Genomic DNA, 23,495 nt, shown 5'->3' on the forward strand with positions numbered 1-23,495 from the left:
CGACGATGAACATCACCGAACTCTCCATCCGGCGGCCGGTCACCACCATCATGCTGTTCGTGTCGATGGTGGTGATCGGCCTGATCGCCGCGTTCCGGCTGCCGCTGGAGGCGCAGCCGGAGGCCACCGCGCCGTTCTTCTTCGTGCAGCTGCCGTACGCCGGTTCCACCCCCGAGGAGGTGGAGCGCAACCTGGTGCGGCCGGTGGAGGAAGCGCTGGCCACCATGTCCGGCATCAAGTCGATGAACGCCAACGCCGGCGCCGACGGCGGCGGCGTGTTCGTACAGTTCACCGACTGGGGCCGCAACGTGGCGGTGGCGGCCTCCGAGGCGCGCGAGCGGATCGACGCGATCCGCGACCAGCTGCCGTCCGATTTCCAGCGCTACTTCGTGCGGCGCTGGAGCACCGGCGACCAGGAAGCGATCAGCCTGCGCCTGACCAGCAGCGAGAACCTGACCGCGCGCGGCGAACTGATCGACCAGAGCATCAAGCGCCGGCTGGAGCGCCTGCCCGGGGTGGCCCGGATCGAGGTGGAGGGCGTGCCGGTGCAGGAGGTGGTGGTGGCCATCGACCCCGACCGCCTGACCGCCAACGGGGTGGTGCTCAACGACCTGGTGACGCGCCTGCAGGCCGCCAATTTCTCGGTCTCGGCGGGCGAGATCACCGACAACGGCCGGCGCCTGCGGATCCAGCCCAAGGGCGAGCTGACCGATCTGCAGCAGCTGCGCGACCTGCCGATCAATGCGCGCGGCGTGCGCCTGGGCGACATCGCCGACGTCCGGCTACAGCCGCAGCGGATGAACTACGTGCGCCAGATCGACGGCCGCCCCAGCGTGGGCGTGGACATCTACAAGGAGCGCGCGGCGAACCTGGTGGATCTTTCCCGTGCGGTGAACGCCGAATTGGCGGAACTGGAGCGCGACCCGGCGCTGGCCGGGATCAAGATCGAGGTGGTGGAGGACCAGGGCAAGGCGGTGGTCAGCTCGCTGGCGGCGCTGGCCGAGGCCGGCGCGATCGGCCTGCTGCTGTCGGTGATCGTGCTGTACCTGTTCCTGCGCCACTGGCCCTCGACCCTGATGGTGACCACGGCGATCCCGATCTGCTTCATCATGACCCTGGGCTTCATGTACTTCGCCGGGATCACTCTCAACATCCTGTCAATGATGGGCCTGTTGCTGGCGGTCGGCATGCTGGTGGACAACGCCGTGGTGGTGGTGGAGAGCATCTACCAGGAGCGCGAGAAATATCCGGACAACCCGCGCCTGGCCTCGATCGTGGGCACCCGCCACGTGGCGATCGCGCTGTCTGCCGGCACCCTGTGCCACTGCATCGTGTTCCTGCCGATGGTGTTCGGCGAGAAGAACATCCTGACCATCTACCTGACCCAGCTGGCGGTGACCATTTCGGTGTCGCTGCTGGCCTCATGGCTGGTGGCAGTCAGCCTGATTCCGATGCTGTCGGCGCGCATGGTCACCCCGCCCGCCGTGAAGTCGCCTTTCATTTCGCGACTGCAAGACCGCTACGCCCGCTTCCTGCGCTGGACGCTGGAGCACCGTGGCTGGGCGGTGGCCGGAATCCTGGCGATCAGCGCGATCAGCCTCATCCCGATCCATTTCAGCAAGGGCGATTCCGGCGACGAGTCCGACCCCAGCAAGATCGCCATCTTCTACCAGTGGAAGGGCGCGTACTCGAAGGAGGAGATGGGCAAGGTGGTGGCCGCGGTCGAGCGCTACGTCAACGACAACCGCCAGCGCTTCGGCGTGCAGAAGGTCTATTCGCGCTATGCCGAGCAGGGCTGGGCGATGACCGAGGTAAGCGTGGCCACCAAGGACCCGGAGGAATCGAAAAAAATCCAGGATGCGATGCGGCAAGGGCTGCCGAAGTCGGCGCGCGCCAACATCGGCTTCGGGCGCCAGGGCGGGCTGGGCGGCGGCGAGAACGGCATCCAGTTCAGCCTGGTCGGGGATTCCTCGCAGACCCTGCGCGAGATCGCAAGCGACATCATCCCGGTGCTTTCACGCAGCAAGTCGCTGCGCGACGTTGCGGGTGGACACCGGCGATGCCAACAGCGAGCTGCGGGTGCGGGTGAACCGCGAGCGCGCGGCGGCCTACGGATTCTCCGCGCAGCAGGTGGCGCAGTTCGTCGGCATGGCCCTGCGCGGCGCCTCGCTGCGCGAGTTCCAGCGCGGCGAGCTGGAGATCCCGGTGAGCGTGCGCTTCCAGGGCGCCGAGCACTACGGCCCCGAGGACCTGCAGTCGTTCACCGTGCGCGCCCCGGACGGGCGCAGTGTGCCGCTGCTGGCGATGGTGGACGTGCAGACGGTGCCCTCGGCCAATACCATCCAGCGCATGAACCGGCAGACCATGCTCAAGGTGCAGGCCAACCTGGCGCCCGGCGCGACCCTGGAGGCGGCCAAGAAGGAGATCGAGGACACCGTGAAGTCGCTCGACCTGCCGCCCGGCTATGGCATCAGCTTCGACAGCGGCGGCTTCGGCATGAACATCGACATGAACCAGCAGATGCTGCGCAACGTGGGCATCGCGCTGGTGCTGATGTTCATCGTGATGGCGGCGGTGTTCGAGTCGCTGCTGTTCCCGCTGGCGATCATGAGCTGCGTGCTGTTCTCGATCTTCGGCGTGTACTGGCTGCTGTGGCTCACCGGCACCCAGTTCAACATCATGGCCTTCATCGGCATCCTGGTGCTGATGGGCGTGGTGGTGAACAACGGCATCGTGATGGTGGAACACATCAACAACCTGCGCCGGCGCGGTCTGCCGCGGATCGACGCGCTGGTGGAGGGCAGCCGCGAGCGCCTGCGCCCGATCATGATGACCATGGGCACCGCGATCCTGGCGATGGTGCCGATCGCCCTGTCCAAGACCCAGATCGCCGGCGACGGCCCGCCGTACTACCCGATGGCGCGCGCGATCGCCGGCGGCCTGGCGTTCTCGACCGTGGTCAGCCTGCTGTTCCTGCCGACCATCTACGCCCTGCTGGACGACCTGCGCGCCGGCAGCGCCCGCATCATCGCGCGCGCGCGGGAGCGCCGCCCGGGCGGGTTGCGCGTGCACAGGAAGTCGGCATGACCATGCCGCCCCCAAGCCAACTCCGGCGCGATGGGCGGGTCGCCGGTGCGCTGTACCTCGTGGTGGTGCTCAGCGGGATGTTCTGCCTTGCCTGGGTTCCTGGCCAACTGGGCGGGAGTGCCGCAGCGGCCGCCGCGCATGCCGATCTCTTCCGCGCCGGCATCGCGGCGTTCCTGCTCATGCAGGTGGCTTTCCTGCTCCTGCCATTGGCACTGTATCCAGTGTTCGCAGACGTGGACCGTCGCGCTGCAGTGGTGATGGTCGCCCTCGCCGCAGCCAGCGTGCCGCTTGGGTTCTTCGCGCTGGTCCACAGGATGGAGGCGCTCACGCTGTTGCAGGCAGCTGATGGCGCGCGCGAAGCAATCGAAAGCGCTTACGCCGCGTCGCAGCAGCGGGCTGGACATGGTCTGCGCCTCGCCAGCCTGTTCTGGGGCCTGTGGCTGCTGCCTTTCGGCTGGTTGGTACTGCGCTCCGGCCGTCTGCCGCGCCTGCTCGGTGGGTTGCTCCTGCTGGGCGGGGGCGGATACGTCGTGCAGGTCTTCGGCGGGCTCATGCCGTCGGTCGCGGACGCAGGCTGGATGCGCTATGCCAGCATGCCTGCCGCCCTTGGAGAGATCGGCAGTTGCCTCTGGCTGCTGCTGTTCGGGGTGGGTCAGGGGCGCCCCCGCAAGTTGCCGGCCACACCGAATCCAATCGTCTGAAGGACATCGTCCGATGCAACGCAATACGACCACATCCGGTACTTCGCGGCTTGCGGATCCGCCGATTCCACGGCGTCTTCAGCTGTCTGCGATGTGGGCGAGCCTGACTTTCTGCTACCTCTACGGCGATTACTTCGGCCTGTACAAACCGGGCAAGCTCGAGCGCATGCTGGAAGGCGCCGGGCCGATGGGCCCGGCGAGCCAAGGCCCGTTGCTGGTCGTCGCGCTGCTGCTGGCCGTGCCCGGGCTGATGGTATTGCTGTCGCTATTGCTGCCCGTGCGCATCGCGCGGTGGCTCAACATCGGGCTGGCATTGTTCTATGCAGCGTTCGTCGCGATCACCATGCCCGGCGCCTGGTGGTTCTATCTCGCCTACAGCAGCATCGAGATCGTGCTGTGCGGATTCATCGCGTGGTTCGCATGGCGCTGGCCGCTTCTGGAGTGAGCCGGCTCAGCCGAGCAGCTTGCCGAAGATGCGGGCGCCGGCCATCCATTCGCCGGCGACGGTGCCGAGGTTGGTGAGCATGAACACCAGCACGATCCGGGTGACGCGGTTGCGGTACCAGCCGCGCAGGGTCTGGGCGTCGTCGCGCAGGGCGAGGAAGTCCGGGTAGGCCGGCTTGCGCAGGCGCAGTTCGACCAGGGCGCTGAACATGCCGGACGGCAGCCCCGGGCGGAACGGCTTGAACGGGGCCACCAGCGCCCCGGCCAGCAGGCTCAGCGGGTTGGCGCCGGCCAGCAGCGCGCCGAGCGCGGTCAGGCCGCAGGTCCAGGCCACCCATTGCAGCAGCAGGTCGCGGCCGAGCGCGTGGCCGCCGTGATACCAGCCCCAGGCGATGCCGCCGGCGATCAGCACCAGCAGGGTGAGGGTAATCCACGGCAGCCGGCGCGTCTGCCTGACTTCGGCCAGCGCCGCGGGTGAGCGCCGCCGGCTCCCGCGTCTCCTCGCGCAGGTAGCGCGCCATCCCCTTCAGGTGGCCGGCGCCGACCACCGCCAGCACGCGCGTCGCCCCGTCGGCGCGTTCGCGCAGCCTGGCCGCCATGTACTGGTCGCGTTCGTCGATCAGGGTGGCGAACAGCGAGGGCGTGTCGCGCGCGAATTCGCCGAAGCTGGATTCGAGCATGTCGCCTTCCTTCAGGCGCTCGATATCGGCCTCGGAGACCTGCTCGCGCTCGAACAGACTGCCAATGACCCCGCCGACCAGCTTCATGCGGTCCCACCAGCGCAGTCCCTGCAGGATGCGGCGGAAGGTGATGCCGACGTCGCGGTCGATCAGCTGCAGCGGCAGGCCGCGCGCGGCCGCCTCGGTCGCCGCCGCCTTCAGTTCCGCGCCGGGCTCGATCCCGAGCTGCTCGGCCAGCCGCCGCTGGTAGGCGGCCAGCGCCAGGTTGGCGGCGAACGGCGCGACTTTCTTCTCGCGGATGACCTTGACGAGATCCAGTTGCGCCAGCGCATCCGGCTGGGTCAGCGCCTTGTGGCGCTGCTCGTCCAGTTCCACGGCGACGGCGTCGAACCGGCCGCTGTCGATCGCGGCCTGCACCGCCTGGATGCTGGCTTTCGACACGTGCGCGGTGCCCAGCAGGGTGTAATGCACGCCGTCGCGTTCGACCTCGATGACCGGCTGGCCGGCGTAGCCGGAGCTTTCCTGGAGGCGGGGTTCAGTCACGGTAGCGCTTCACGAGATCGCCATAGGCGTCGATCCGGCGGTCGCGCAGGAACGGCCAGATCCGGCGCACGTGCTCGCTGCGCTGCATGTCCACCTCGGCCAGCAGCAGGGTCGGCGCGGTGCCGGCTTCGGCGATGATTTCTCCCTGCGGCCCCAGCACCAGCGAGTGGCCCCAGAAGTCGATGCCGGACGCGCCCAGTGGCGAGGGCTCGTGGCCGACCCGGTTGCAGGCCAGCACCGGCAGCCCGTTGGCCACCGCATGGCCGCGGTGCGACAGCACCCAGGCGTCGCGCTGGCGGGTTTTCTCGTCCTGCGCATCGTCCGGATCCCAGCCGATGGCGGTGGGGTACAGCAGCAGCTCGGCGCCGGCCAGCGCCATCAGGCGCGCGGCCTCCGGGTACCACTGGTCCCAGCACACCAGCACGCCCAGCCGGCCCACCGCGGTGTCGATGGGCGTGAAGCCGAGATCGCCCGGGGTGAAGTAGAACTTCTCGTAGAAGCCCGGATCGTCCGGGATATGCATCTTGCGGTACTGGCCCGCGGTGCGGCCGTCGGCGTCGAACACCACCGCGGTGTTGTGGTACAGCCCGGCGGCGCGCTTCTCGAACAGCGAACTCACCAGCACCACGCCGTGGCGCTTGGCCAGTGTCGAAAGGCGCCCGCTGCTGGGGCCGGGGATCGGCTCGGCACGGTCGAACTCGTGCACCGACTCGTGCTGGCAGAAATACGCGCCGTTGTGCAGTTCCTGCAGCAAGACGAGCTTCGCGCCAGCGGCCGCGGCCTCGGCGACGCGCATTTCGATCACCGCGAGGTTGGCCTCGGCATCGCCGTGGTTGCGCTCCTGCACGAGGGCGACGGGGAGCTTGCTGTACTTGGACATCAGGCCAGTCCTTCGGGCAATTGCATGGTGATGCAGTGCAGGCTGCCGTTCTGCCAGATCAGCGGCCGGCACGGCACCGGCACGATCTCGCGGCCGGGATAGGCCTCCGCGAGGACGTCCGCGGCGCGCGCATCGGCCGGATCGCCATAGGCCGGCATCAGCACCGCGCCGTTGATGATCAGGTAGTTGGCATAGCTGGCGGCCAGGCGGCGGCCTGCGTCGATGACGGGCCTGGCCCACGGCAGCGGGAACAGGCGGTACGGCCGGCCGTCGCGGGTGCGCAGGGCGGCGAGTTCGGCGGCCATCGCCTGGAGATCTGCGTAATGCGAGTCCGCCGCGTCGTCGCAGGCCTGGAACACGATGGTCTCATCCGGCGCGAAGCGGGCGAGGGTGTCGATGTGGGCGTCGGTATCGTCGCCCTCCAGCGCGCCATGCTCCAGCCACAGCACGCGGTCCTGGCGCAGCCAGGTGGCGAGTTGCATGGTCAGCTGCTCGCGGCCCGCACCCGGATGGCGCTCGTGCAGGCAGCGCCAGGTGGTGAGCAGGGTGCCGCGGCCGTCGGTTTCGATCGCGCCGCCTTCCAGCGCGAATTCGATGCGTTCGCGCGCGGCGTTGACGAACACGCCCTGCGCAAACAGGTGCTCGACCAGGCGGTCGTCGCGGCCGGCTTCGAACTTGCCGCCCCAGGCGGTGAAGCGGAAGTCCAGCAGGCGAAAGCCCGCCCCTTCGCGCAGGGTGATCGGGCCGGAATCGCGCAGCCAGGTGTCGTCGTAGTCCACCGTCAGGAACCGCACCCGCGCCAGGTCCACGCCGGCGGCGGCCAGGCGATCGCGGGCATGCGCCTGCAGCGCGGAAGAGGGCGCGCACACCAGCAGCGGCTGGAAGCGGGTGACGGCATCGGCCAGCGCGGCATAGGTGGTTTCGACCTCGGCCAGGCGCGGGGCCCAGTCGGTGCCGGCATGCGGCCAGGCGATCAGCACCGCCGACTGGGGCTCCCACTCGGCGGGAAAACGGGAGGAGGCGTGGGGCATCGTGGGGAACGTGCAGGTCGGGGCCGCGCGAGACGGCCCCGGTGGAGGGATGTCAGCGGGTGGCCGGCTTGGGGCCGATCTCGTCCGGGCTGGCCTGGTTGACCACGGCATCGATCACCCGGCCTCTCTCGAAATACACCGTGAAGGTGGGATAGGCCCAGCGCTCGATCGCCGGCCAGGCGCGCTTCTGGCCGCCGGCCGGCTGCAGGCGCTGGCTGGGCGCCCCGTATTTGGCTTCCACCTGCGCATGGGTCATGCCGCGCGCGGGCAGGGTGCCGGGCTCCCGCTGCACGCGCTGGATCAGCAGGGTATCGCCGTTGGCCGCGGGGACAGCGGCGGTCGCGGCGGAGGTGGCCAGCAGGGCGGAGGCGAGGGCGAGACTGCGCAGCAGGCGATCCATGGCGATGCTCCCGGGAGATGTGGATGAACGGAAGATTCTATGCCGAACCGGGCAAGGTCCGGGCGAAGAAGCGCCGCTACGCAAAAAGGCCGCCTTGCGGCGGCCTTCCGGGCATGCGCGGGACGGGTGTCCCCGTGACGCGCGGCGCCTTTCAGCGCTGGCGCGCCTTGAACCGCGGGTTGGACTTGCAGATCACGAAGACCTTGCCGCGACGGCGAACCACCTTGCAGTCGCGGTGACGGGCCTTCGCCGACTTCAGGGAGGACAGGACCTTCATGATGAAACCTCGGCAAATGGAATGGAGTGAAACGCGAAGCCGCGCATTCTAGCGGGTATTCGGCTGGTGTTTCAACAGCTTGGAGGATGTTCGTCGCACGCCGTCTGCGGCGGCGCCTGTGCGCCGCGCCGGCTTGCCGACATAATGGCGGGCATGGATGCCTCCGTCCCGGTTCTCACCATCGATGGTCCCTCCGGCTCCGGCAAGGGCACCATCAGCCGCATCGTGGCCGCCCGGCTGGGCTGGCACTACCTGGATTCCGGCGCGTTGTACCGCGCGGTGGGGATCGCCGCTGGCTGGTCCGACATCGACCTGTCGGATGCCTCGGCGCTGGTGCGCTGCACCTTCGATACCCACGTGGAGTTCCGCGAAGACGGCACCGGCGAGCCGCGGGTGATCGTGAACGGGGCCGATGCCACCGACGAGCTACGCACCGAGACCGCCGGCGCGGCCGCCTCCGCGATCGCCGCCATCCCCGAGGTGCGGGCCGCACTGAAGGAGCGTCAGCGCGCCTTCCGCCAGCCGCCGGGACTGGTGGCCGACGGCCGCGACATGGGTACGGTGATCTTCCCGGATGCCGTGTACAAGGTGTTTTTGACCGCCAGCGCCGAGGAGCGCGCGGAGAGGCGGTATAAGCAGTTGAAAGAAAAAGGGGTTTCAGTCACAATCGACGGCCTGCTGCGCGAGATCCTCGCCCGCGACGCCCGCGATGCCAGTCGTGCGGTGGCGCCGCTGCGGCCGGCCACCGATGCCGTGCCCATCGACACCACCGGCCTGCCGATCGAGGCGGTGGTCGCACGGGTGCTGGACGTCGTGTCCCGCCCCGCGGCCTGACGGTCGCGCTTCCCGCACAGCAGGAACCAGCCCCGCGGGCACGTCTGTGCCTGCGGTTTCCATCCATCCACACATGGCCAAGGCGCCCGCTGCGCCGCCGCCAACCAACCCAGGTGGGCCGCCCCGTTGCTGTGGGCCGCCCGTGTATCCACCCGAGATTTTTCATGAACTCCGCAGCTACCGAATCCTTCGCCGAACTGTTCGAAGCCAGCCAGGCCAACCTGGCCAAGCTCAAGCCCGGCGCCATCGTCAAGGGCATCGTGGTCGATGTCCGCAACGATGTCGTGGTCATCAACGCCGGCCTGAAGTCCGAGGGTATCGTCCCGATCGAACAGTTCCGCAACGACGCCGGCGAGATCGACGTCGGCATCGGCGACGAGGTCAAGGTCGCGCTCGACTCGCTCGAGAACGGCTTTGGCGAGACCGTGCTGTCGCGCGAGAAGGCCAAGCGCGCCATGGTGTGGGACGAACTCGAGGAAGCGGCTCGAGAAGAACGAGACCATCGTCGGCCGCATCAGCGGCAAGGTGAAGGGCGGCTTCACCGTGGACATCAAGGATGTCCGCGCGTTCCTGCCGGGCTCGCTGGTCGACGTGCGCCCGGTCCGCGACCCGGTGTACCTGGAAGGCAAGGAGCTGGAGTTCAAGCTCATCAAGCTCGACCGCAAGCGCAACAACGTCGTCGTCTCCCGCCGCGCGGTGGTCGAGAGCGAGCATTCGGAAGAGCGCGAGCAGCTGCTCGAGAAGCTGGTCGAGGGCGCGGTGCTCAAGGGCGTGGTCAAGAACCTGACCGACTACGGCGCGTTCGTGGACCTCGGCGGCATCGACGGCCTGCTGCACATCACCGACATGGCGTGGAAGCGCGTGCGCCATCCGTCCGAGGTGGTCGAGGTGGGCCAGGAGCTCGACGTGCGTGTGCTCAAGTACGACCGCGAGCGCAACCGCGTCAGCCTCGGCCTGAAGCAGATGGGCGAGGATCCGTGGGACAACATCTCGCGCCGCTACCCGGCCAACTGCCGCGTGTTCGGCAAGGTCTCCAACGTCACCGACTACGGCGCGTTCGTCGAGATCGAGCCGGGCGTGGAAGGCCTGGTACACGTCTCCGAGATGGACTGGACCAACAAGAACGTCAATCCGGCCAAGGTGGTGCAGGTCGGCGACGAGATCGAGGTCATGGTGCTGGACGTGGACGAGGAGCGCCGCCGCATTTCGCTGGGCATCAAGCAGGTCACCAGCAACCCGTGGGAGACCTTCGCCGCGATCCACAAGAAGGGCGACAAGGTGTCCGGCCAGATCAAGTCGATCACCGATTTCGGCATCTTCATCGGCCTGGAAGGCGGTATCGACGGCTTGATCCACCTGTCCGACATCAGCTGGAACTCCACCGGCGAGGACATCGCCCGCAACTACAAGAAGGGCGACACCCTGGAAGCCGTCGTGCTGGCGGTCGATCCGGAGCGCGAGCGCATCAGCCTGGGCGTCAAGCAGATGGAGCAGGATCCGCTGGGCCAGTTCATGGCCGCGCATCCGAAGGGCAGCAAGGTCTCCGGTACCGTCAAGGACGTGGACACCAAGGGTGCGACCATCGACCTGGGCGAGGGCGTGGAAGGCTACGTCATGGCCCGCGACATCAGCCAGGAGCGCGTGGACGATGCCAGCCAGGTGCTGAAGGTCGGCCAGCAGGTCGAGGCCAAGTTCGTGGGCATGGACCGCAAGGGCCGCAGTCTGCAGCTGTCCATCAAGGACAAGGACGCGGCGGAGACCGCCGAGGCGCTGGCCGAATACAACAAGGCCAATGCCGATGCGGCCAGCGGTACCACCAAGCTGGGTGCGCTGCTGCGCGAGCAACTGAACAAGGCCGACTGATCCCGCGTCGGCAGCGGCATCTGCAGCGGCCCGGCTCGTGCCGGGCCGCTTGCAATCCAAGGCAACATTCGCGAATCCATGACCAAATCCGAACTCATCGAACTGCTGGCTCGCCGGCAGCCGCATCTGAAAGCCGATGACGTCGATCTGGCGGTCAAGACGCTGCTGCAGATGATGGGCGGCGCGCTGGCCAGCGGCGAGCGCATCGAGATCCGCGGGTTCGGGAGTTTCTCCCTGCATTACCGGCCGCCACGCACTGGCCGCAACCCCAAGACCGGCGAGGCGGTGGCCCTGCCCGGGAAGTACGTGCCGCATTTCAAGCCCGGCAAGGAACTGCGCGAGCGGGTCACCGACGTGATCCCCCTGCCGGATGCCGATTGAGCACGCCGCGGGCGCGCATTCCGGCTGCCTCATCCCGCCGAGTCCGTTAAGCTAGCGGCCGCATCCGCGGCGGTCGGCGCGCTGCGTTGCCCGAATCCCGGAGGGAGCCATGGATTTTCTCGACCAGTGGATGTGGTTCATCATTGCAGTGCCACTGGCGGCGCTGGCCGGCTGGGTGATCGGCCGCCGCGGCGGGGAACGCCACAGCGGGCACCAGGTCAGCAAGCTTTCCACCACCTATTTCCGCGGCCTGAACTACCTGCTCAACGAACAGCCGGACAAGGCGATCGAACTGTTCCTGCATGTGGCGGAACTCGACAAGGACACCTTCGAGACCCAGGTCGCGCTGGGCCACCTGTTCCGCCGGCGCGGCGAGGTGGACCGGGCGATCCGCCTGCACCAGGCGCTGGCGCAGCGCCCCGACCTGACCGATACCCAGAAGATCCAGGCGCTGTCCGCGCTCGGCGAGGACTATATGCGCGCCGGGTTGCTGGACCGCGCGGAAACCGTGTTCAACGACCTCGCCCAGCTCGACCAGCGCGCCCGCAGGCGCTCAAGCACCTGATCGAGATCTACCAGTCCGAGCGCGACTGGGAAAAGGCGATCCACAACGCCACCCGCTACGAGCAGGCGAGCGGGCAGCCGATGGGGCGCCTGATCGCCCAGTTCGAATGCGAGCTGGCCGACCGCCACCGCAGCAACGGTGATGTCGAGGCCGCGCGCGCGGCGGTGGTGCGCGCCTACGCGGCCGATCCCACCTCGGTGCGCGCCGGGATCCTCGAAGGCCGGATCGAGGCCGAGACCGGCAACACCCAGGCCGCCATTCGCGCGCTCGAACGCGCCGCCCGCCACGACCCGGATTTCCTGCCGGTGATCCTGCCGTCGCTGCTGGAGAACTACGAGAAGGTGGGCGAGCGCACCGGTGCGTGGGCCTTCCTCGCCGGCATGTGCGAGCACTACCGCGGCATCTCCCCGGTGCTGGCGCTGACCCGGATGCTGGAAGCGGAGGAGGGCGTCGGCGCGGCGCGGCGCTATCTCGCCCAGCAGCTCAAGGACCGGCCCTCGGTGCGCGGCGAGGCGGCGCTGATCGACCTTAGCCTCGCCGATGATGCGGATGCCGCGGCCACCCTGCACGATCTCAAGCACATCACCGACCAGCTGCTGGTGCGCAATCCCAGCTACCGCTGCAACCGCTGTGGCTTCGGCGCGCGCAGCCACCACTGGCAATGCCCGAGCTGCAAGGAATGGGGAACGGTGAAGCCGTTGCTGAACTATGCGGTGGTCTGATCCGGCATTGACCGGGATGTGGATGGCGGCCAGCCTGCTGCTGTCGGCCGCGGCCACCGAGGGCGTGCGCCGGTTCGCCCCGCGCGCCGGCATGCTGGACCTGCCGGGCCCGCGGCGCAGCCACGGCGTGCCCACGCCGCGCGGGGGCGGGGCCGGGGTCGCGCTGGTCGGGCTGGCGGCATTCGCCGTGTTCGCCTGGCTCGGCAGTGCCGGTGCCGGCTGGATGGGCGCGGGTCTGCTGCTGGTCGCCGCTGCCGGCTGGCGCGATGATCGCCGCCCGCTGGCGCCCGGCTGGCGCCTGGCGGCGCAGCTGCTGGCGGGTGTTTGCCTGGCCCTCGCGCTGGCGCGCGCGCAGGCGGCGCCGGCGGTGGTGGTGCTGGGCTTCGTGGCGGTGCCGGTGCTGGTGAACGCCTGGAACTTCATCGACGGGATCGACGGCCTGGCGGCCAGCCAGGCGCTACTGTGCGCGCTGGCGCTGGCCTGGGGTCTGCAGGAGGCGGGGCGCTGGCTGGCGCTGGCGCTCATCGCGGCCTGCCTTGGCTTTCTGCCATTCAACGTCCCGCGTGCGCGGGTGTTTGCCGGCGATGTCGGCAGCAGCGCGCTGGGCTACCTGCTGGCCTGCCTGCTGGGGCTGGCGCTGCAGGCCTGCCCGCCCGCGCGGTGGCCGCTGCTGGCGCTGCCGCTGGCGGCGGTGCTGGTGGATACCGGCCTGACGCTGCTGCGCCGTATCCTGCGCCGCGAGCGCTGGTGGCAGCCGCACCTGCAACATCTTTACCAGCGCTGGGCGCGCGCCCTTGGCCATCCGCGCGTGACGCTGCGCTATGCGGCGTGGACCGCGCTGGCGATCGCCTGCATGGTCTGGCTGCAGACGGTGCCGATCGCATGGGCCTACGGCGGCTGCGGCGCGTTTCTCGGCGCCTCGACCTGGCTGTGGTGGCGCGGGCAGGCGCGCGCCGGCGCGGAGGGCGTGGCATGAGTCGCCACTGGTGGCATCGCCTGACGCCATCGCGCGGGCACCGCAGGCGCATGGCGGCCGAACCCGGCGAGGCCGCGGCCTTGCTCGGGCGCGCCGAGCACACTGCCGATCCCGGCAAGGTCCGCGCCTGGCTGCGCGGGCAGACGGTGCTGGTGACCGGGGCCGGGGGTTCGATCGGTGCCGAGCTGTGCCGCCAGTGCGCGCTGTACGGCGCGCGCCGGCTGCTGCTGGTGGAAATCGACGAACTGGCGCTGTTGCAGGTGCAGGAGCGCCTGCACGCGGCGTTCCCGGCGCTGGAGTGCGTGGCGGTGCTCGGCGACTGCGGCGATCCGGCGGTGCTGGCGCACGCGCTGGGGCAGGGGCCAGTGGAGACCCTGATCCATGCCGCCGCCTACAAGCACGTGCCGCTGCTGGAGGCGCAGCCGCGCGAGGCTGCGCGCAACAACGTGCTGGCCACCGCGGCAGTGGCACAGGCGGCGCGCGTGGCCGGCATCGCCTGCATGGTGCTGGTGTCCACCGACAAGGCGGTGGATCCGGTCAGCGTGCTGGGCGCGAGCAAGCGCCTGGCCGAGCAGGCCTGCCTGGCGCTGCTGGCGCAGGCGCCCGCGACCCGGCTGGCAGTGGTGCGCTTCGGCAATGTGCTCGATTCGGCCGGCAGCGTGACCCAGGTGTTCCGCGAACAGATCCGCCGCGGCGGGCCGCTGACGCTGACCCATCCGCAGGCCACCCGCTATTTCATGACCATCCCCGAGGCCTGCCAATTGATCCTGCAGGCGGCCGCGTTGGGCGAGCAGCGCGCCATGTACGCGCTGGACATGGGGGCGCCGGTGGCGATCCTGACGCTGGCCTCGCGCCTGCTGCGGCAGGCGGGGCTGCAGCCGCAGGAGGTCGGGATGGTGTTCACCGGCCTGCGCCCGGGCGAGCGCCTGCACGAGCCGGCCCTGCCGCCGCAGCGGCAGCAGGCCGCGCCCGGGATCTGGCGGTTGCCGCTGGACGCGGCCGTGCCGGCATTCTTCGCCACCTGGCTGGAGGCGCTGCGTGAGGCCGTGCTTTCTTATGATGTGCCTGCGCTGCAGCGACTGCTGCGCGAGACCGCGCCCGCCGACTCCCACGCGCCCCAATATCCCCGCGATTCCCGCGATTCCAACGACAGAGCCCATCGATGACCCGATCCTCTCCGCGCATCCGCAAGGCGGTATTTCCGTCGCCGGCCTTGGCACCCGCTTCCTGCCGGCCACCAAGACCGTGCCCAAGGAAATGCTGCCGATCGTCGATCGTCCGCTGATCCAGTACGCGGTGGACGAGGCGATCGCCGCCGGCTGCGACACCCTGGTGTTCGTCACCAACCGCTACAAGCACGCGGTGGCCGATTACTTCGACAAGGCCTACGAGCTGGAGCAGAAACTGGAGAAATCCGGCAAGCAGGAACTGCTGGCACTGGTGCGCAACGTGCTGCCCGAGGGCGTGCGCGCGGTGTTCGTGACCCAGGCCGAGGCGCTGGGGCTGGGGCATGCGGTGCTGTGCGCGCGCCCGGTGGTCGGCGACGAGCCGTTCGCGGTGCTGCTGCCGGACGATCTCATCTGGAGCCACGGCGACGGCGCGCTCAAGCAGATGGCCGACCATGCCCAGGCCACCGGCGGCAGCGCGGTGGCGGTGCAGGACGTGCCGCGCGAACAGACCGGCAGCTACGGCATCGTGGCCACCGAGGCGTTCGACGGCCAGGCCGGGCAGATCCGCGAGATCGTGGAGAAGCCACGGCCGGAGCACGCGCCCAGCAATCTGGCGGTGGTCGGCCGCTACATCCTCACGCCGGCCATCTTCGACCTGCTGGAAACCACCCCGAAGGGTGCCGGCGGCGAGATCCAGCTGACCGATGCGATCGCCGCGCTGCTGCAGCGCGAGCGGGTGGATGCGTTCCGCTTCCACGGCACCCGCTTCGATTGCGGCACCCACCTGGGGCTGATCGAGGCCACCATCCGCTACGCGCTGGATCACGAGAAACTCAGCGAGGCGGCGCGCGGCCTGATGCAGAAGGCGCTGGGCGAGATGGGCGTAGTCGAGACCTGAGCCCCGGCCACCGGTAGCCGCCACGACAACGGCGCCTTGCGGCGCCGTTGTCCTGCCATCGCGTGGCTGGCGATCAGAGCGCTTCGAAGATGCCCGCCGCGCCCATGCCGGTGCCGATGCACATGGTGACCATGCCGTATTTCTGCTTGCGCCGACGCAGGCCGTGCACCAGGGTGGCGGTGCGGATCGCGCCGGTGGCGCCCAGCGGATGACCCAGCGCGATCGCCCCGCCTAGCGGGTTGACCTTGGCTGGATCCAGCCCGCAGTCGCGGATCACCGCCAGCGCCTGCGCGGCGAATGCCTCGTTGAGCTCGATCCAGTCCAGCTGGTCCTGGGTGAGGCCGCCTTGCTTGAGCGCCTTGGGGATCGCTGCGACCGGGCCGATGCCCATCACTTCCGGACGCACGCCGGCCACGCTGAAGCTGACGAAACGCGCCAGCGGGGTCAGCCCGTAATCCTTGATCGCCTGCTCCGACGCCAGCAGCACGGCGCCGGCGCCGTCGCTCATCTGCGACGAGTTGCCGGCCGTCACGGTGCCGCCGAACTGGCCGTTGCGGAACACCGGACGCAGTCTGGCCAATCCCTCCGGCGAGGTGTCCGGGCGCGGGCCCTCGTCCTGCTCCACCAGCAGCTTCTTCATCCGGATGGTGTTGCCGGCCAAGTCGGGAAGCCGCACGACGATCTCGTACGGGGTAATCTCGTCGCGGAACTCGCCGGCCGCCTGCGCGGCCAGCGCCTTCTGATGCGAGGCCAGGGCGAAGGCGTCCTGATCCTCGCGCGAGACCTTCCACTCCTCGGCCACCTTTTCGGCGGTGATGCCCATGCCATAGGCGATCGCCACGTGGTCGTCGCGGAACACCGCCGGCGACAGCGCGACCTTGTTGCCCATCATCGGCACCATCGACATCGATTCGGTGCCGCCGGCCAGCATCAGGTCGGAATGGCCCAGCTGGATCTGCTGCGCGGCCAGCGCTACCGCCTGCAGGCCGGAGGAGCAGAAGCGGTTGATGGTCTGGCCGGCGACGGTATTGGGCAGGCCCGCCAGCAGCACGCCGATGCGTGCCACGTTCATGCCTTGCTCGCCCTCGGGCATGGCGCAGCCGATGATGGCGTCGTCGATGCGGTTGACGTCGATGCCCGGCGCCTGCGCGATCACGGCCTTCAGCACGTGCGCCAGCATGTCGTCGGGGCGGGTGTTGCGGAACACGCCCTTCGGGGCCTTGCCCACCGGGGTGCGGGTGGCGGCGACGATGTAGGCGTCCTGGATTTGCTTGCTCATGGATGGACTCCAATGTCTGGGGTGTCGGCGGCACAAGGACGTGCCGCCGCGGTATCGCATGCGATGCCGCGCAAGCGGGCGAATGTCATGCCATTCGCCCGCGCCGGGAAAGTCGCGGCAGGAGGCCCGATCTTTCCCATGCTCAGTTCCGCAGCGGCTTGCCGGTCTTGAGCATGTGCGCGATGCGGGCCTGGGTCTTGTCCTGCTGCGCCAGCTCCACGAAGTGCTTGCGCTCAAGCTTGATCAGCCAGTCCTCGTCCACCAGCGCGCCGCGCTCGACCTCGCCGCCGCACAGCACGGTGGCGATGCGTTCGGCAATCTCGTAGTCGTACTCACTGATGAAGCGGCCCTCCAGCATGTTGACCAGCAGCATCTTGAAAGTGGCGATGCCGACGTCGCCGGCGACCTGGATGCGGCGCGCCGGCAGCGGTGGGCGGTAGCCGCCCTCGGCCAGCGCGCGCGCCTCGGCCTTGGCGATGTACAGCAGCTCGTGGGCGTGGAAGGCGACCTTGTCGTTGCCACGCAGCAGGCCCAGCTCCTTGGCGTTGAGCGCCGAGGTGGACACCTTGGCCATCGCCACCGTCTCGAAGATCTTCTTCAGCTCGGCAAACACGTCGCCGCCCGGGCCGGTCGCCGCGGAGGCGCGCACCGCCAGTTCCTTCAGGCCGCCGCTGGCCGGCAGCAGGCCCACGCCGGCCTCGACCAGGCCGATGTAGCTCTCCAGGTGCGCCACGGTCCTGGCGCTGTGCATCTGGAACTCGCAGCCGCCGCCGAGGGCCAACCCGCGCACGGCCGCAACCACCGGTACCAGCGAATATTTGAGACGCTGGCTGGTGGCCTGGAAGTTGGCCACCATCGCCTCGAACAGGTCGAGCTTGCCGGCCTGCAGCGCGCCCAGCGCACCGGCCAGGTCGGCACCGGCGGAGAACGGCTCCTTCGGCTGCCAGATCACCAGGCCGGCGAAGTCGCGCTCGGCGCGCGCCACGGCTTCCTGCAGCCCGTCCAGCACGGCGTCGGAGACGGTGTGCATCTTGGTCTTGAAGCTGACCACGGCGATGCCGTCGCCGTCGTGCCACATGCGCAGGCCGTCGTTCTCGAACACCGTCTCGCCGGGGGCGAAGCGCTCGCCCAGCATCGGATCGGGGAAGCGCTGGCGCCGGTAGACCGGCAGCGACGAGCGCGGCAGCAGGGCGTTCTTGGCCGGGCTGTAGCTGCCCTCGGCGGCGTGTACGCCGTCGCGCTGGGTGACCCAGGCGGGCAGGGCGGCATCGCGCATGGCGCGCCCGGCGGCGATGTCCTCGGCGATCCACGCCGCCACCTGATTCCAGCCCGCGGTTTGCCAGGTCTCGAACGGGCCCTGCGCCCAGCCGTAGCCCCAGCGGATCGCGAAATCCACGTCGCGCGCGGTGTCCGCAATATCGGCCAGGTGGTAGGCGCTGTAGTGGAACAGGTCGCGGAAGCAGGCCCACAGGAACTGCGCCTGCGGATGCTGGCTCTCGCGCAGCTTCGCGAACTTCTCCGCCGGGTTCTTCAGCTTGAGGATCTCCACCACCTCCGGCGCCGCGTCGCGGTCGGCCACGCGGTAGTCCTGCGCCGCCAGATCCAGCACCACGATCTCCTTGCCGACCTTGCGGAAGATGCCAGCCCCAGTCTTTTGCCCCAGGGCGCCCCCTGGCGATCAGCGCCTGCAGCCAGTCCGGCGCCTGGAAGTAGCGGTGCCACGGATCGTCCGGCAGGGTGTCGGCCATGGTCTTGATGACGTGCGCCATGGTGTCCAGCCCGACCACGTCGGAGGTGCGGTAGGTGGCGGACTTCGGCCGCCCCAGCAGCGGGCCGGTCAGCGCGTCCACCTCGTCGAAGCCGAGGCCGAACGCGTGGGTGTGGTGGATCACCGACAGGATCGAGAACACGCCGATCCGGTTGCCGATGAAGTTGGGGGGTGTCCTTGGCGCGCACCACGCCCTTGCCGAGCTGGGTGGTGAGGAAGGCTTCCAGGCCATCGAGCACGCCCGGATCGGTAGTCTGCGCCGGGATCAGTTCGGCCAGATGCATGTAGCGCGGCGGATTGAAGAAGTGCACGCCGCAGAAGCGGTGTTTCAGCTCTTCGGGAAGAACGCCTGCCAAAGCATTGATCCCCAAGCCAGATGTATTGCTGGCCAGGATCGCATGGGCGGGCACGAACGGGGCGATCTTGCGGTACAGGTCCTGCTTCCAGTCCATTCGCTCGGCGATCGCCTCGATGATCAGGTCGCAGTCTTTCAGCAGCTCCAGCCCGCTGTCGTAGTTGGCAGGCGTGATCGCCTCGGCCAGCCGCTGGCTGGCCAGCGGTGCCGGCGAGAGCTTGCCGAGGTTGCCGATCGCCTTGAGCACGACGCCGTCGGCCGGCCCGTCCTTGGCGGGGAGGTCGAAAAGCACGGTGTCGATGCCGGTATTGGTCAGGTGGGCGGCGATCTGCGCGCCCATCACGCCGGCGCCGAGCACGGCGGCGCGGCGTACGAGCAGTTTCTGAGACATGTTTTCCATCTCCTTGAAAATCCTGATTTAATCAGCGCGCTTCAGCCTGGAATCCGGCTGCGGCGAAACGGATGAGCGCCTGCGCGGCGCGCTGGCGGTGGGTGGCCTCGGAGACTCCCGAAGGCCGCTTGATCAGGCCGAAGTCGGCCATCGCATAGGTCAGCGCGCCGGACAGGAAGTCCAGCCGCCAGTACAGTTCTTCCTTGCCCAGCCCCGGCACGCAGCCGGCAATCGCCTTGGCGAACTCGCGCAGCACATGGCCGTACTGGTCGGACAGGAACTTGCGCAGGCGGTCGTTGTTCTCGGCATAGGTGCGGGCGATCACCCGGATGAAGGCGCCGCCGCCGTGGCGATCCTGGGCCATGGCCAGGGCAGGTTCGACGAACGCGGCGAGGATCGGCTCCAGCTGCCCGGGCGCGGTTTTCAGCGCGCGCTGCAGGGCTTCGAGCCGCTGGGCGCTCATCACGTCCATGCGCCGGCGGAAGACTTCGTTGACGAGGTTGTCCTTGCTGCCGAAGTGGTAGTTGACCGCAGCGATGTTGACGTCGGCGTGGCTGGTGACCTGGCGCAGCGAGGTCGAGGCGAAGCCCTGCTGGGCGAACAGCTCCTCGGCCGCGTACAGGATGCGGTCCTTGGTGGAGAAATGCTGCAGGCTCATCGGCCCTCCGGCGCCAGAATCAAACGCGCGTTTGAGCCTACGCCGTACGCCTGCGTACGTCAATCGCGGGCGCATACCGGGCGACCGCCGGCAGCGCGGCCGATGCTGCGGAAGGCGCCGGAAATGCGCTAGAATCTCCCGCAGCCATATCGGCCAAACCCGCGCCAGTACGCGGGTTTTCTGTTATCCTCGGGCGCTTCCGGCAAGGACGCCCGCCAACTTTCCGGAGAATCCCATGGCGCTGGAGCGCACCCTTTCGATCATCAAACCCGATGCCGTCGCCAAGAACGTGATCGGCCAGATCTACACCCGTTTCGAGCAAGCCGGCCTCAAGATCGTGGCCGCCAGGATGAAGCACCTCTCGCGCGCCGAGGCCGAGGGCTTCTACGCCGTGCACCGCGAGCGCCCGTTCTTCAACGCGCTGGTGGAATTCATGATCTCCGGCCCGGTGATGATCCAGGTGCTGGAAGGCGAGGGCGCGGTGCGCAAGAACCGTGAGCTGATGGGCGCCACCAACCCGAAGGACGCCGCGCCGGGCACCATCCGCGCCGACTTCGCCGACAGCATCGACGCCAACGCCGTGCACGGCTCGGACTCGCTGGAGAATGCCGCGATCGAAGTCGCGTACTTCTTCCCGGCCACCGACGTCTACGCGCGCTGATCCGCCGATGACCGCCCCGCGCACCCCGTCCATCGCGATCGCCCTGCTGGGCGACGACGGGGGTGCGCCTGCCGCCGCGCCGGCGACTGCCGGCGTGGGCGGCCATGCCGGTAAGACGGCAGCCTTGGCCGATACCGGGAAAACCAACATCTTCGATTTCGATCGCGCCCGCCTGGAGCGCTTCTTCGAGGATGAACTGGGCGAGAAGAAGTTCCGCGCCCACCAGGTGATGAAGTGGATCCATCACCGTTACGCCACCGACTTCGCGGCCATGACCGACCTCGGCAAGGCGCTGCGCGCCAAGCTGGAGGAGCGCGCGGTGGTGCGCGCCCCGCAGGTCGTGTTCGACAAGGCCTCCGCCGACGGCACCCACAAATGGCTGCTGGGCATGGATGCCAGCAACGCCATCGAGACGGTCTACATCCCCGACAAGGGGCGCGGCACGCTGTGCGTGTCCTCGCAGGTGGGCTGCGCGCTCAACTGCACGTTCTGCTCGACCGCGACCCAGGGCTTCAACCGCAACCTGTCCACTGCCGAGATCATCGGCCAGGTGTGGGTGGCGGCGTGCCACCTCGGCAACGTGCCGCACCAGCAGCGCAAGCTCACCAACGTGGTGATGATGGGCATGGGCGAGCCACTGGCCAACTTCGACAACGTCGTGCGCGCCATGAGCATCATGCGCGATGACCTCGGCTATGGCCTGGCCAACAAGCGCGTCACCCTCTCCACCGCCGGCATGGTGCCGATGATCGACCGCCTGGCGCAGGAAAGCGACGTATCGCTGGCGGTCTCCTTGCATGCGCCGTTCGACGAGCTGCGCGACCAGCTGGTGCCGCTCAACCGCAAGTACCCGATCGCCGAACTGATGGACGCCTGCGTGCGCTACGCGCTGCGCAAGAAGGGCGAATCCGTCACCTTCGAATACACCCTGATGCGCGGCGTCAACGACCAGCCGGAGCACGCGCGTGCGCTGGTGGCGCTGCTGCGCGACTTCGACCGCCGGGTGCAGATGAAGGACGCGGCCAAGGTCAACCTGATCCCGTTCAATCCGTTCCCGGGCGCGCGCTACGAACGGCCGGACGAAGGGGCCATCCGCGCCTTCCAGAAGCGGCTGAACGATGCCGGCATGATCGCGCCGGTGCGGCGCACCCGCGGCGACGACATCGACGCCGCCTGCGGCCAGCTGAAGGGGCAGGTACTGGACCGCACCCGGCGCTCGGCGGAGCATCGCAAGCGCCTGCAGGCGCAAGGGGACGTGCATGCGGCATAGCGACGCGAGGGTCGGGTTCGCGGTCGTCGCGATACTGCTGCTGGCCGGCTGCCAGCAGATGGAGCGCCTGTCCTTCATCCGGCCCAGCGCCCAGCCCCGCGGCTATACCCAGATCGCCCCCACCTACGACGTGAGCGGCAAGAAGGGCCGCGCCGAGACCGATCCGGCCCTGCTGCTGCTGTCCGCCGGCGACCAGCTGCAGCGCGGCCAGTATGCCGAGGCCGAACGGCTGGCGCGGCAGGTGCTGAAGCTGCAGCCCGGCTCCGGCGATGCCCAGACCCTGCTGGGTGCGATCGCCAGCGCGCGCGGCGATGCCGCCGCCGCCGGCAAGGCCTACCAGGCGGCGGCGATGGGCGCGCCGGGCAACGGCATCTACGCCAACAACTACGGCAGCTGGCTGTGCGCCAATGGGCGCGCCATGGAGTCGCTGGACTGGTTCGAGCGCGCGCTGGCCGATCCGTCCTATCCGACGCCGGCGGCCGCGCTCGCCAATGCCGGCAGCTGCGCGAGCGCGGCCGGCCAGGCGCAGCGCGCGGAATCCAGCTGGCGCAAGGCGCTGGCGCTGGACCCCCCAGAATCTGGCGGCGCTGGCCGGCCTGGCCGCCCTGGAGCAGGGGCGCGGCAACGGGCTGGAGGCGCGCGCGTTCGTCGAGCGCTGGCTGGCGCTGAGCCCGGACGATCCGGCCGGTTTGCGACTGGCGGCGGAGATCGAGCAGAAACTGGGCGACAACGCGGCCGCTTCGCGCTATCTTTCCCGTTTGCAGGCGATTTCCTCCGGTCCAGCCACGGTACCGCGCACGCAATGACAGCGAACATGGCCCAGGATTCCACCCACGCGGCGCTGGCCGGTTGCGGCGCGCGCCTGCGCGCGGCCCGCGAGGCGGCCGGTTTGCAGATCGAGGACGTGGCGGCCAGGCTGCACATGCCGGCGCGCGTGGTGCGCTCGCTGGAGGCGGAGGACTGGGCGCGACTGGGGGCGCCGGTGTTCGTGCGCGGCCAGGTGCGCAGCTATTCGCGCCTGCTCGGGCTCGGCACCACGGCGATGATGGAGGCGCTCGACGTGGCGCCGGTGGAGCCGACCCGGCTGGTGAGCCGCACCCATGTTTCCAGGACCCGCTGGTGGGCCGAGCAGATCGGGCGCCGGCTGGTCTACATCGTGCTGACGCTGTCGCTGGCGATCCCGGCCTGGGTCGCCACCCGCCAGCATCTGGCGGCGGAAGCCGCGCCCGCGGTCGCGGCGCTCGACACCGCACCGTCCGCCGTCGCGCAGGCCGCGGCGCCGCGCACGGTGGTGGCCTCGATGGCGCCGCTGCCGGCCGCGCCCGTGCCCGCGCCAACGAGCGCAACGGCCACGGCGCAGTCGGGCCCGGACATCCTGCTGCGCACCCGCGGCAAGACCTGGTTGGAAGTGCTCGGCCGCGACGGCGCGACGATCGAACAGGCCTTGCTGCCGGCAGGCAGCGAGCGCCGTTATGCCGCGGCTCAGGTCGGGCGCCTGACCATCGGCAACGCGTCGGCGGTGCAGCTCGACGTGCGCGGGCAGGCGGTGGATGTCACGGCGCACGCCCGCGCGAACGTCGCCCGCTTTGCGGTATCCTCCGACGGCTCGGTCGCCGCGGTCGATTGATCTGCGAAACGCGCGGCGCGTCCGGCCCCGAATCC

15 protein-coding genes and 6 pseudogenes are annotated in these 23,495 nt (G+C 69.3%); 13 read left to right on the forward strand and 8 right to left on the reverse strand.

Annotated features, from left to right (window positions below; genetic code table 11):
• The first annotated feature begins 5 nt into the window (after positions 1-5).
• The 3 genes and pseudogenes from LJB71_RS07490 to LJB71_RS07500 all read left to right on the forward strand — a co-directional run bounded on the left by LJB71_RS07490 (position 6) and on the right by LJB71_RS07500 (position 4,233).
• Positions 6-3,087, forward strand: a pseudogene (locus LJB71_RS07490) (efflux RND transporter permease subunit).
• A 2-nt stretch (positions 3,088-3,089) separates the two neighbouring features.
• Positions 3,090-3,788 (forward strand): DUF4386 domain-containing protein, encoded by a 699-nt coding sequence (locus tag LJB71_RS07495; RefSeq protein ID WP_259304762.1) that lies wholly within the window; start codon positions 3,090-3,092, stop codon positions 3,786-3,788.
• A gap of 13 nt (positions 3,789-3,801) precedes the next feature.
• Positions 3,802-4,233 (forward strand): DUF6326 family protein, encoded by a 432-nt coding sequence (locus tag LJB71_RS07500; protein WP_259303694.1) that lies wholly within the window; start codon positions 3,802-3,804, stop codon positions 4,231-4,233.
• 6 nt (positions 4,234-4,239) lie between these two features.
• Here the strand turns inward: LJB71_RS07500 and LJB71_RS07505 are convergent.
• From LJB71_RS07505 to ykgO, 5 genes and pseudogenes are all read right to left on the reverse strand, one after another.
• Positions 4,240-5,455 (reverse strand): annotated as a pseudogene (locus tag LJB71_RS07505) (TraB/GumN family protein).
• Complete coding sequence (locus tag LJB71_RS07510) at positions 5,448-6,335, reverse strand: carbon-nitrogen hydrolase (protein ID WP_259303695.1); 888 nt, start codon at positions 6,333-6,335, stop codon at positions 5,448-5,450. Before LJB71_RS07510 ends, LJB71_RS07505 begins: the two are co-directional and overlap by 8 nt.
• Positions 6,335-7,366 carry an agmatine deiminase family protein gene (locus LJB71_RS07515; RefSeq protein ID WP_259303696.1) on the reverse strand — a complete coding sequence of 344 codons (1,032 nt, stop codon included), beginning with the start codon at positions 7,364-7,366 and terminating at the stop codon, positions 6,335-6,337. Before LJB71_RS07515 ends, LJB71_RS07510 begins: the two co-directional genes overlap by 1 nt.
• Positions 7,367-7,418: 52 nt before the next feature.
• Complete coding sequence (locus LJB71_RS07520; RefSeq protein WP_259303697.1) at positions 7,419-7,766, reverse strand: hypothetical protein; 348 nt, start codon at positions 7,764-7,766, stop codon at positions 7,419-7,421.
• Between the two features lie 151 nt (positions 7,767-7,917).
• The gene (ykgO, locus tag LJB71_RS07525; RefSeq protein WP_010342887.1) at positions 7,918-8,043 is read right to left on the reverse strand and encodes a type B 50S ribosomal protein L36; all 126 of its coding nucleotides are present in this window, start codon (positions 8,041-8,043) and stop codon (positions 7,918-7,920) included.
• A 153-nt stretch (positions 8,044-8,196) separates the two neighbouring features.
• Here ykgO and cmk point away from each other — a divergent pair, with 153 nt between their 5' ends.
• The 7 genes and pseudogenes from cmk (at position 8,197) to galU (ending at position 15,451) form a co-directional block, all read left to right on the forward strand.
• The gene (cmk, locus tag LJB71_RS07530; RefSeq protein WP_259303698.1) at positions 8,197-8,877 is read left to right on the forward strand and encodes a (d)CMP kinase; all 681 of its coding nucleotides are present in this window, start codon (positions 8,197-8,199) and stop codon (positions 8,875-8,877) included.
• A 164-nt stretch (positions 8,878-9,041) separates the two neighbouring features.
• Positions 9,042-10,740 (forward strand): annotated as a pseudogene (gene rpsA / locus LJB71_RS07535) (30S ribosomal protein S1).
• 78 nt (positions 10,741-10,818) lie between these two features.
• Complete coding sequence (locus LJB71_RS07540) at positions 10,819-11,121, forward strand: integration host factor subunit beta (protein WP_259303699.1); 303 nt, start codon at positions 10,819-10,821, stop codon at positions 11,119-11,121.
• Between the two features lie 109 nt (positions 11,122-11,230).
• A pseudogene (gene lapB / locus LJB71_RS07545) lies at positions 11,231-12,408 on the forward strand (lipopolysaccharide assembly protein LapB).
• Positions 12,409-12,424: 16 nt separating this feature from the next.
• Entirely contained in the window at positions 12,425-13,384 is a 960-nt protein-coding gene (locus tag LJB71_RS07550; RefSeq protein WP_259304763.1) for a hypothetical protein, read from the forward strand.
• Positions 13,381-14,550 carry a polysaccharide biosynthesis protein gene (locus LJB71_RS07555; protein WP_259303700.1) on the forward strand — a complete coding sequence of 390 codons (1,170 nt, stop codon included), beginning with the start codon at positions 13,381-13,383 and terminating at the stop codon, positions 14,548-14,550. Before LJB71_RS07550 ends, LJB71_RS07555 begins: the two co-directional genes overlap by 4 nt.
• Positions 14,547-15,451, forward strand: a pseudogene (gene galU, locus LJB71_RS07560) (UTP--glucose-1-phosphate uridylyltransferase GalU). Before LJB71_RS07555 ends, galU begins: the two are co-directional and overlap by 4 nt.
• A gap of 73 nt (positions 15,452-15,524) precedes the next feature.
• Here the strand turns inward: galU and LJB71_RS07565 are convergent.
• The 3 genes and pseudogenes from LJB71_RS07565 to LJB71_RS07575 all read right to left on the reverse strand — a co-directional run bounded on the left by LJB71_RS07565 (position 15,525) and on the right by LJB71_RS07575 (position 19,902).
• Complete coding sequence (locus LJB71_RS07565; protein ID WP_259303701.1) at positions 15,525-16,730, reverse strand: acetyl-CoA C-acyltransferase; 1,206 nt, start codon at positions 16,728-16,730, stop codon at positions 15,525-15,527.
• A 142-nt stretch (positions 16,731-16,872) separates the two neighbouring features.
• Positions 16,873-19,244: pseudogene (locus LJB71_RS07570) on the reverse strand (3-hydroxyacyl-CoA dehydrogenase/enoyl-CoA hydratase family protein).
• 31 nt (positions 19,245-19,275) lie between these two features.
• Positions 19,276-19,902 carry a TetR/AcrR family transcriptional regulator gene (locus LJB71_RS07575; RefSeq protein ID WP_259303702.1) on the reverse strand — a complete coding sequence of 209 codons (627 nt, stop codon included), beginning with the start codon at positions 19,900-19,902 and terminating at the stop codon, positions 19,276-19,278.
• 235 nt (positions 19,903-20,137) lie between these two features.
• On the opposite strand from LJB71_RS07575, the gene ndk reads away from it, so the two are divergent.
• The 3 genes from ndk to LJB71_RS14565 are packed head-to-tail and all read left to right on the forward strand — an operon-like array spanning position 20,138 to position 23,460.
• On the forward strand, positions 20,138-20,563 hold the full coding sequence (gene ndk, locus LJB71_RS07580; RefSeq protein WP_259303703.1) for a nucleoside-diphosphate kinase: 426 nt from the start codon (positions 20,138-20,140) through the stop codon (positions 20,561-20,563).
• A 7-nt stretch (positions 20,564-20,570) separates the two neighbouring features.
• Positions 20,571-21,833 carry a 23S rRNA (adenine(2503)-C(2))-methyltransferase RlmN gene (rlmN, locus tag LJB71_RS07585; RefSeq protein WP_259303704.1) on the forward strand — a complete coding sequence of 421 codons (1,263 nt, stop codon included), beginning with the start codon at positions 20,571-20,573 and terminating at the stop codon, positions 21,831-21,833.
• Positions 21,823-23,460, forward strand: coding sequence for a RodZ domain-containing protein (locus tag LJB71_RS14565; RefSeq protein ID WP_310649404.1), 1,638 nt, complete (start codon positions 21,823-21,825; stop codon positions 23,458-23,460). The genes rlmN and LJB71_RS14565 overlap by 11 nt, the downstream gene beginning before the upstream one ends.
• Positions 23,461-23,495 lie beyond the last annotated feature (35 nt).

The sequence above is a fragment of the Thermomonas sp. S9 genome (genome assembly GCF_024704365.1).
Classification (GTDB): domain Bacteria; phylum Pseudomonadota; class Gammaproteobacteria; order Xanthomonadales; family Xanthomonadaceae; genus Thermomonas.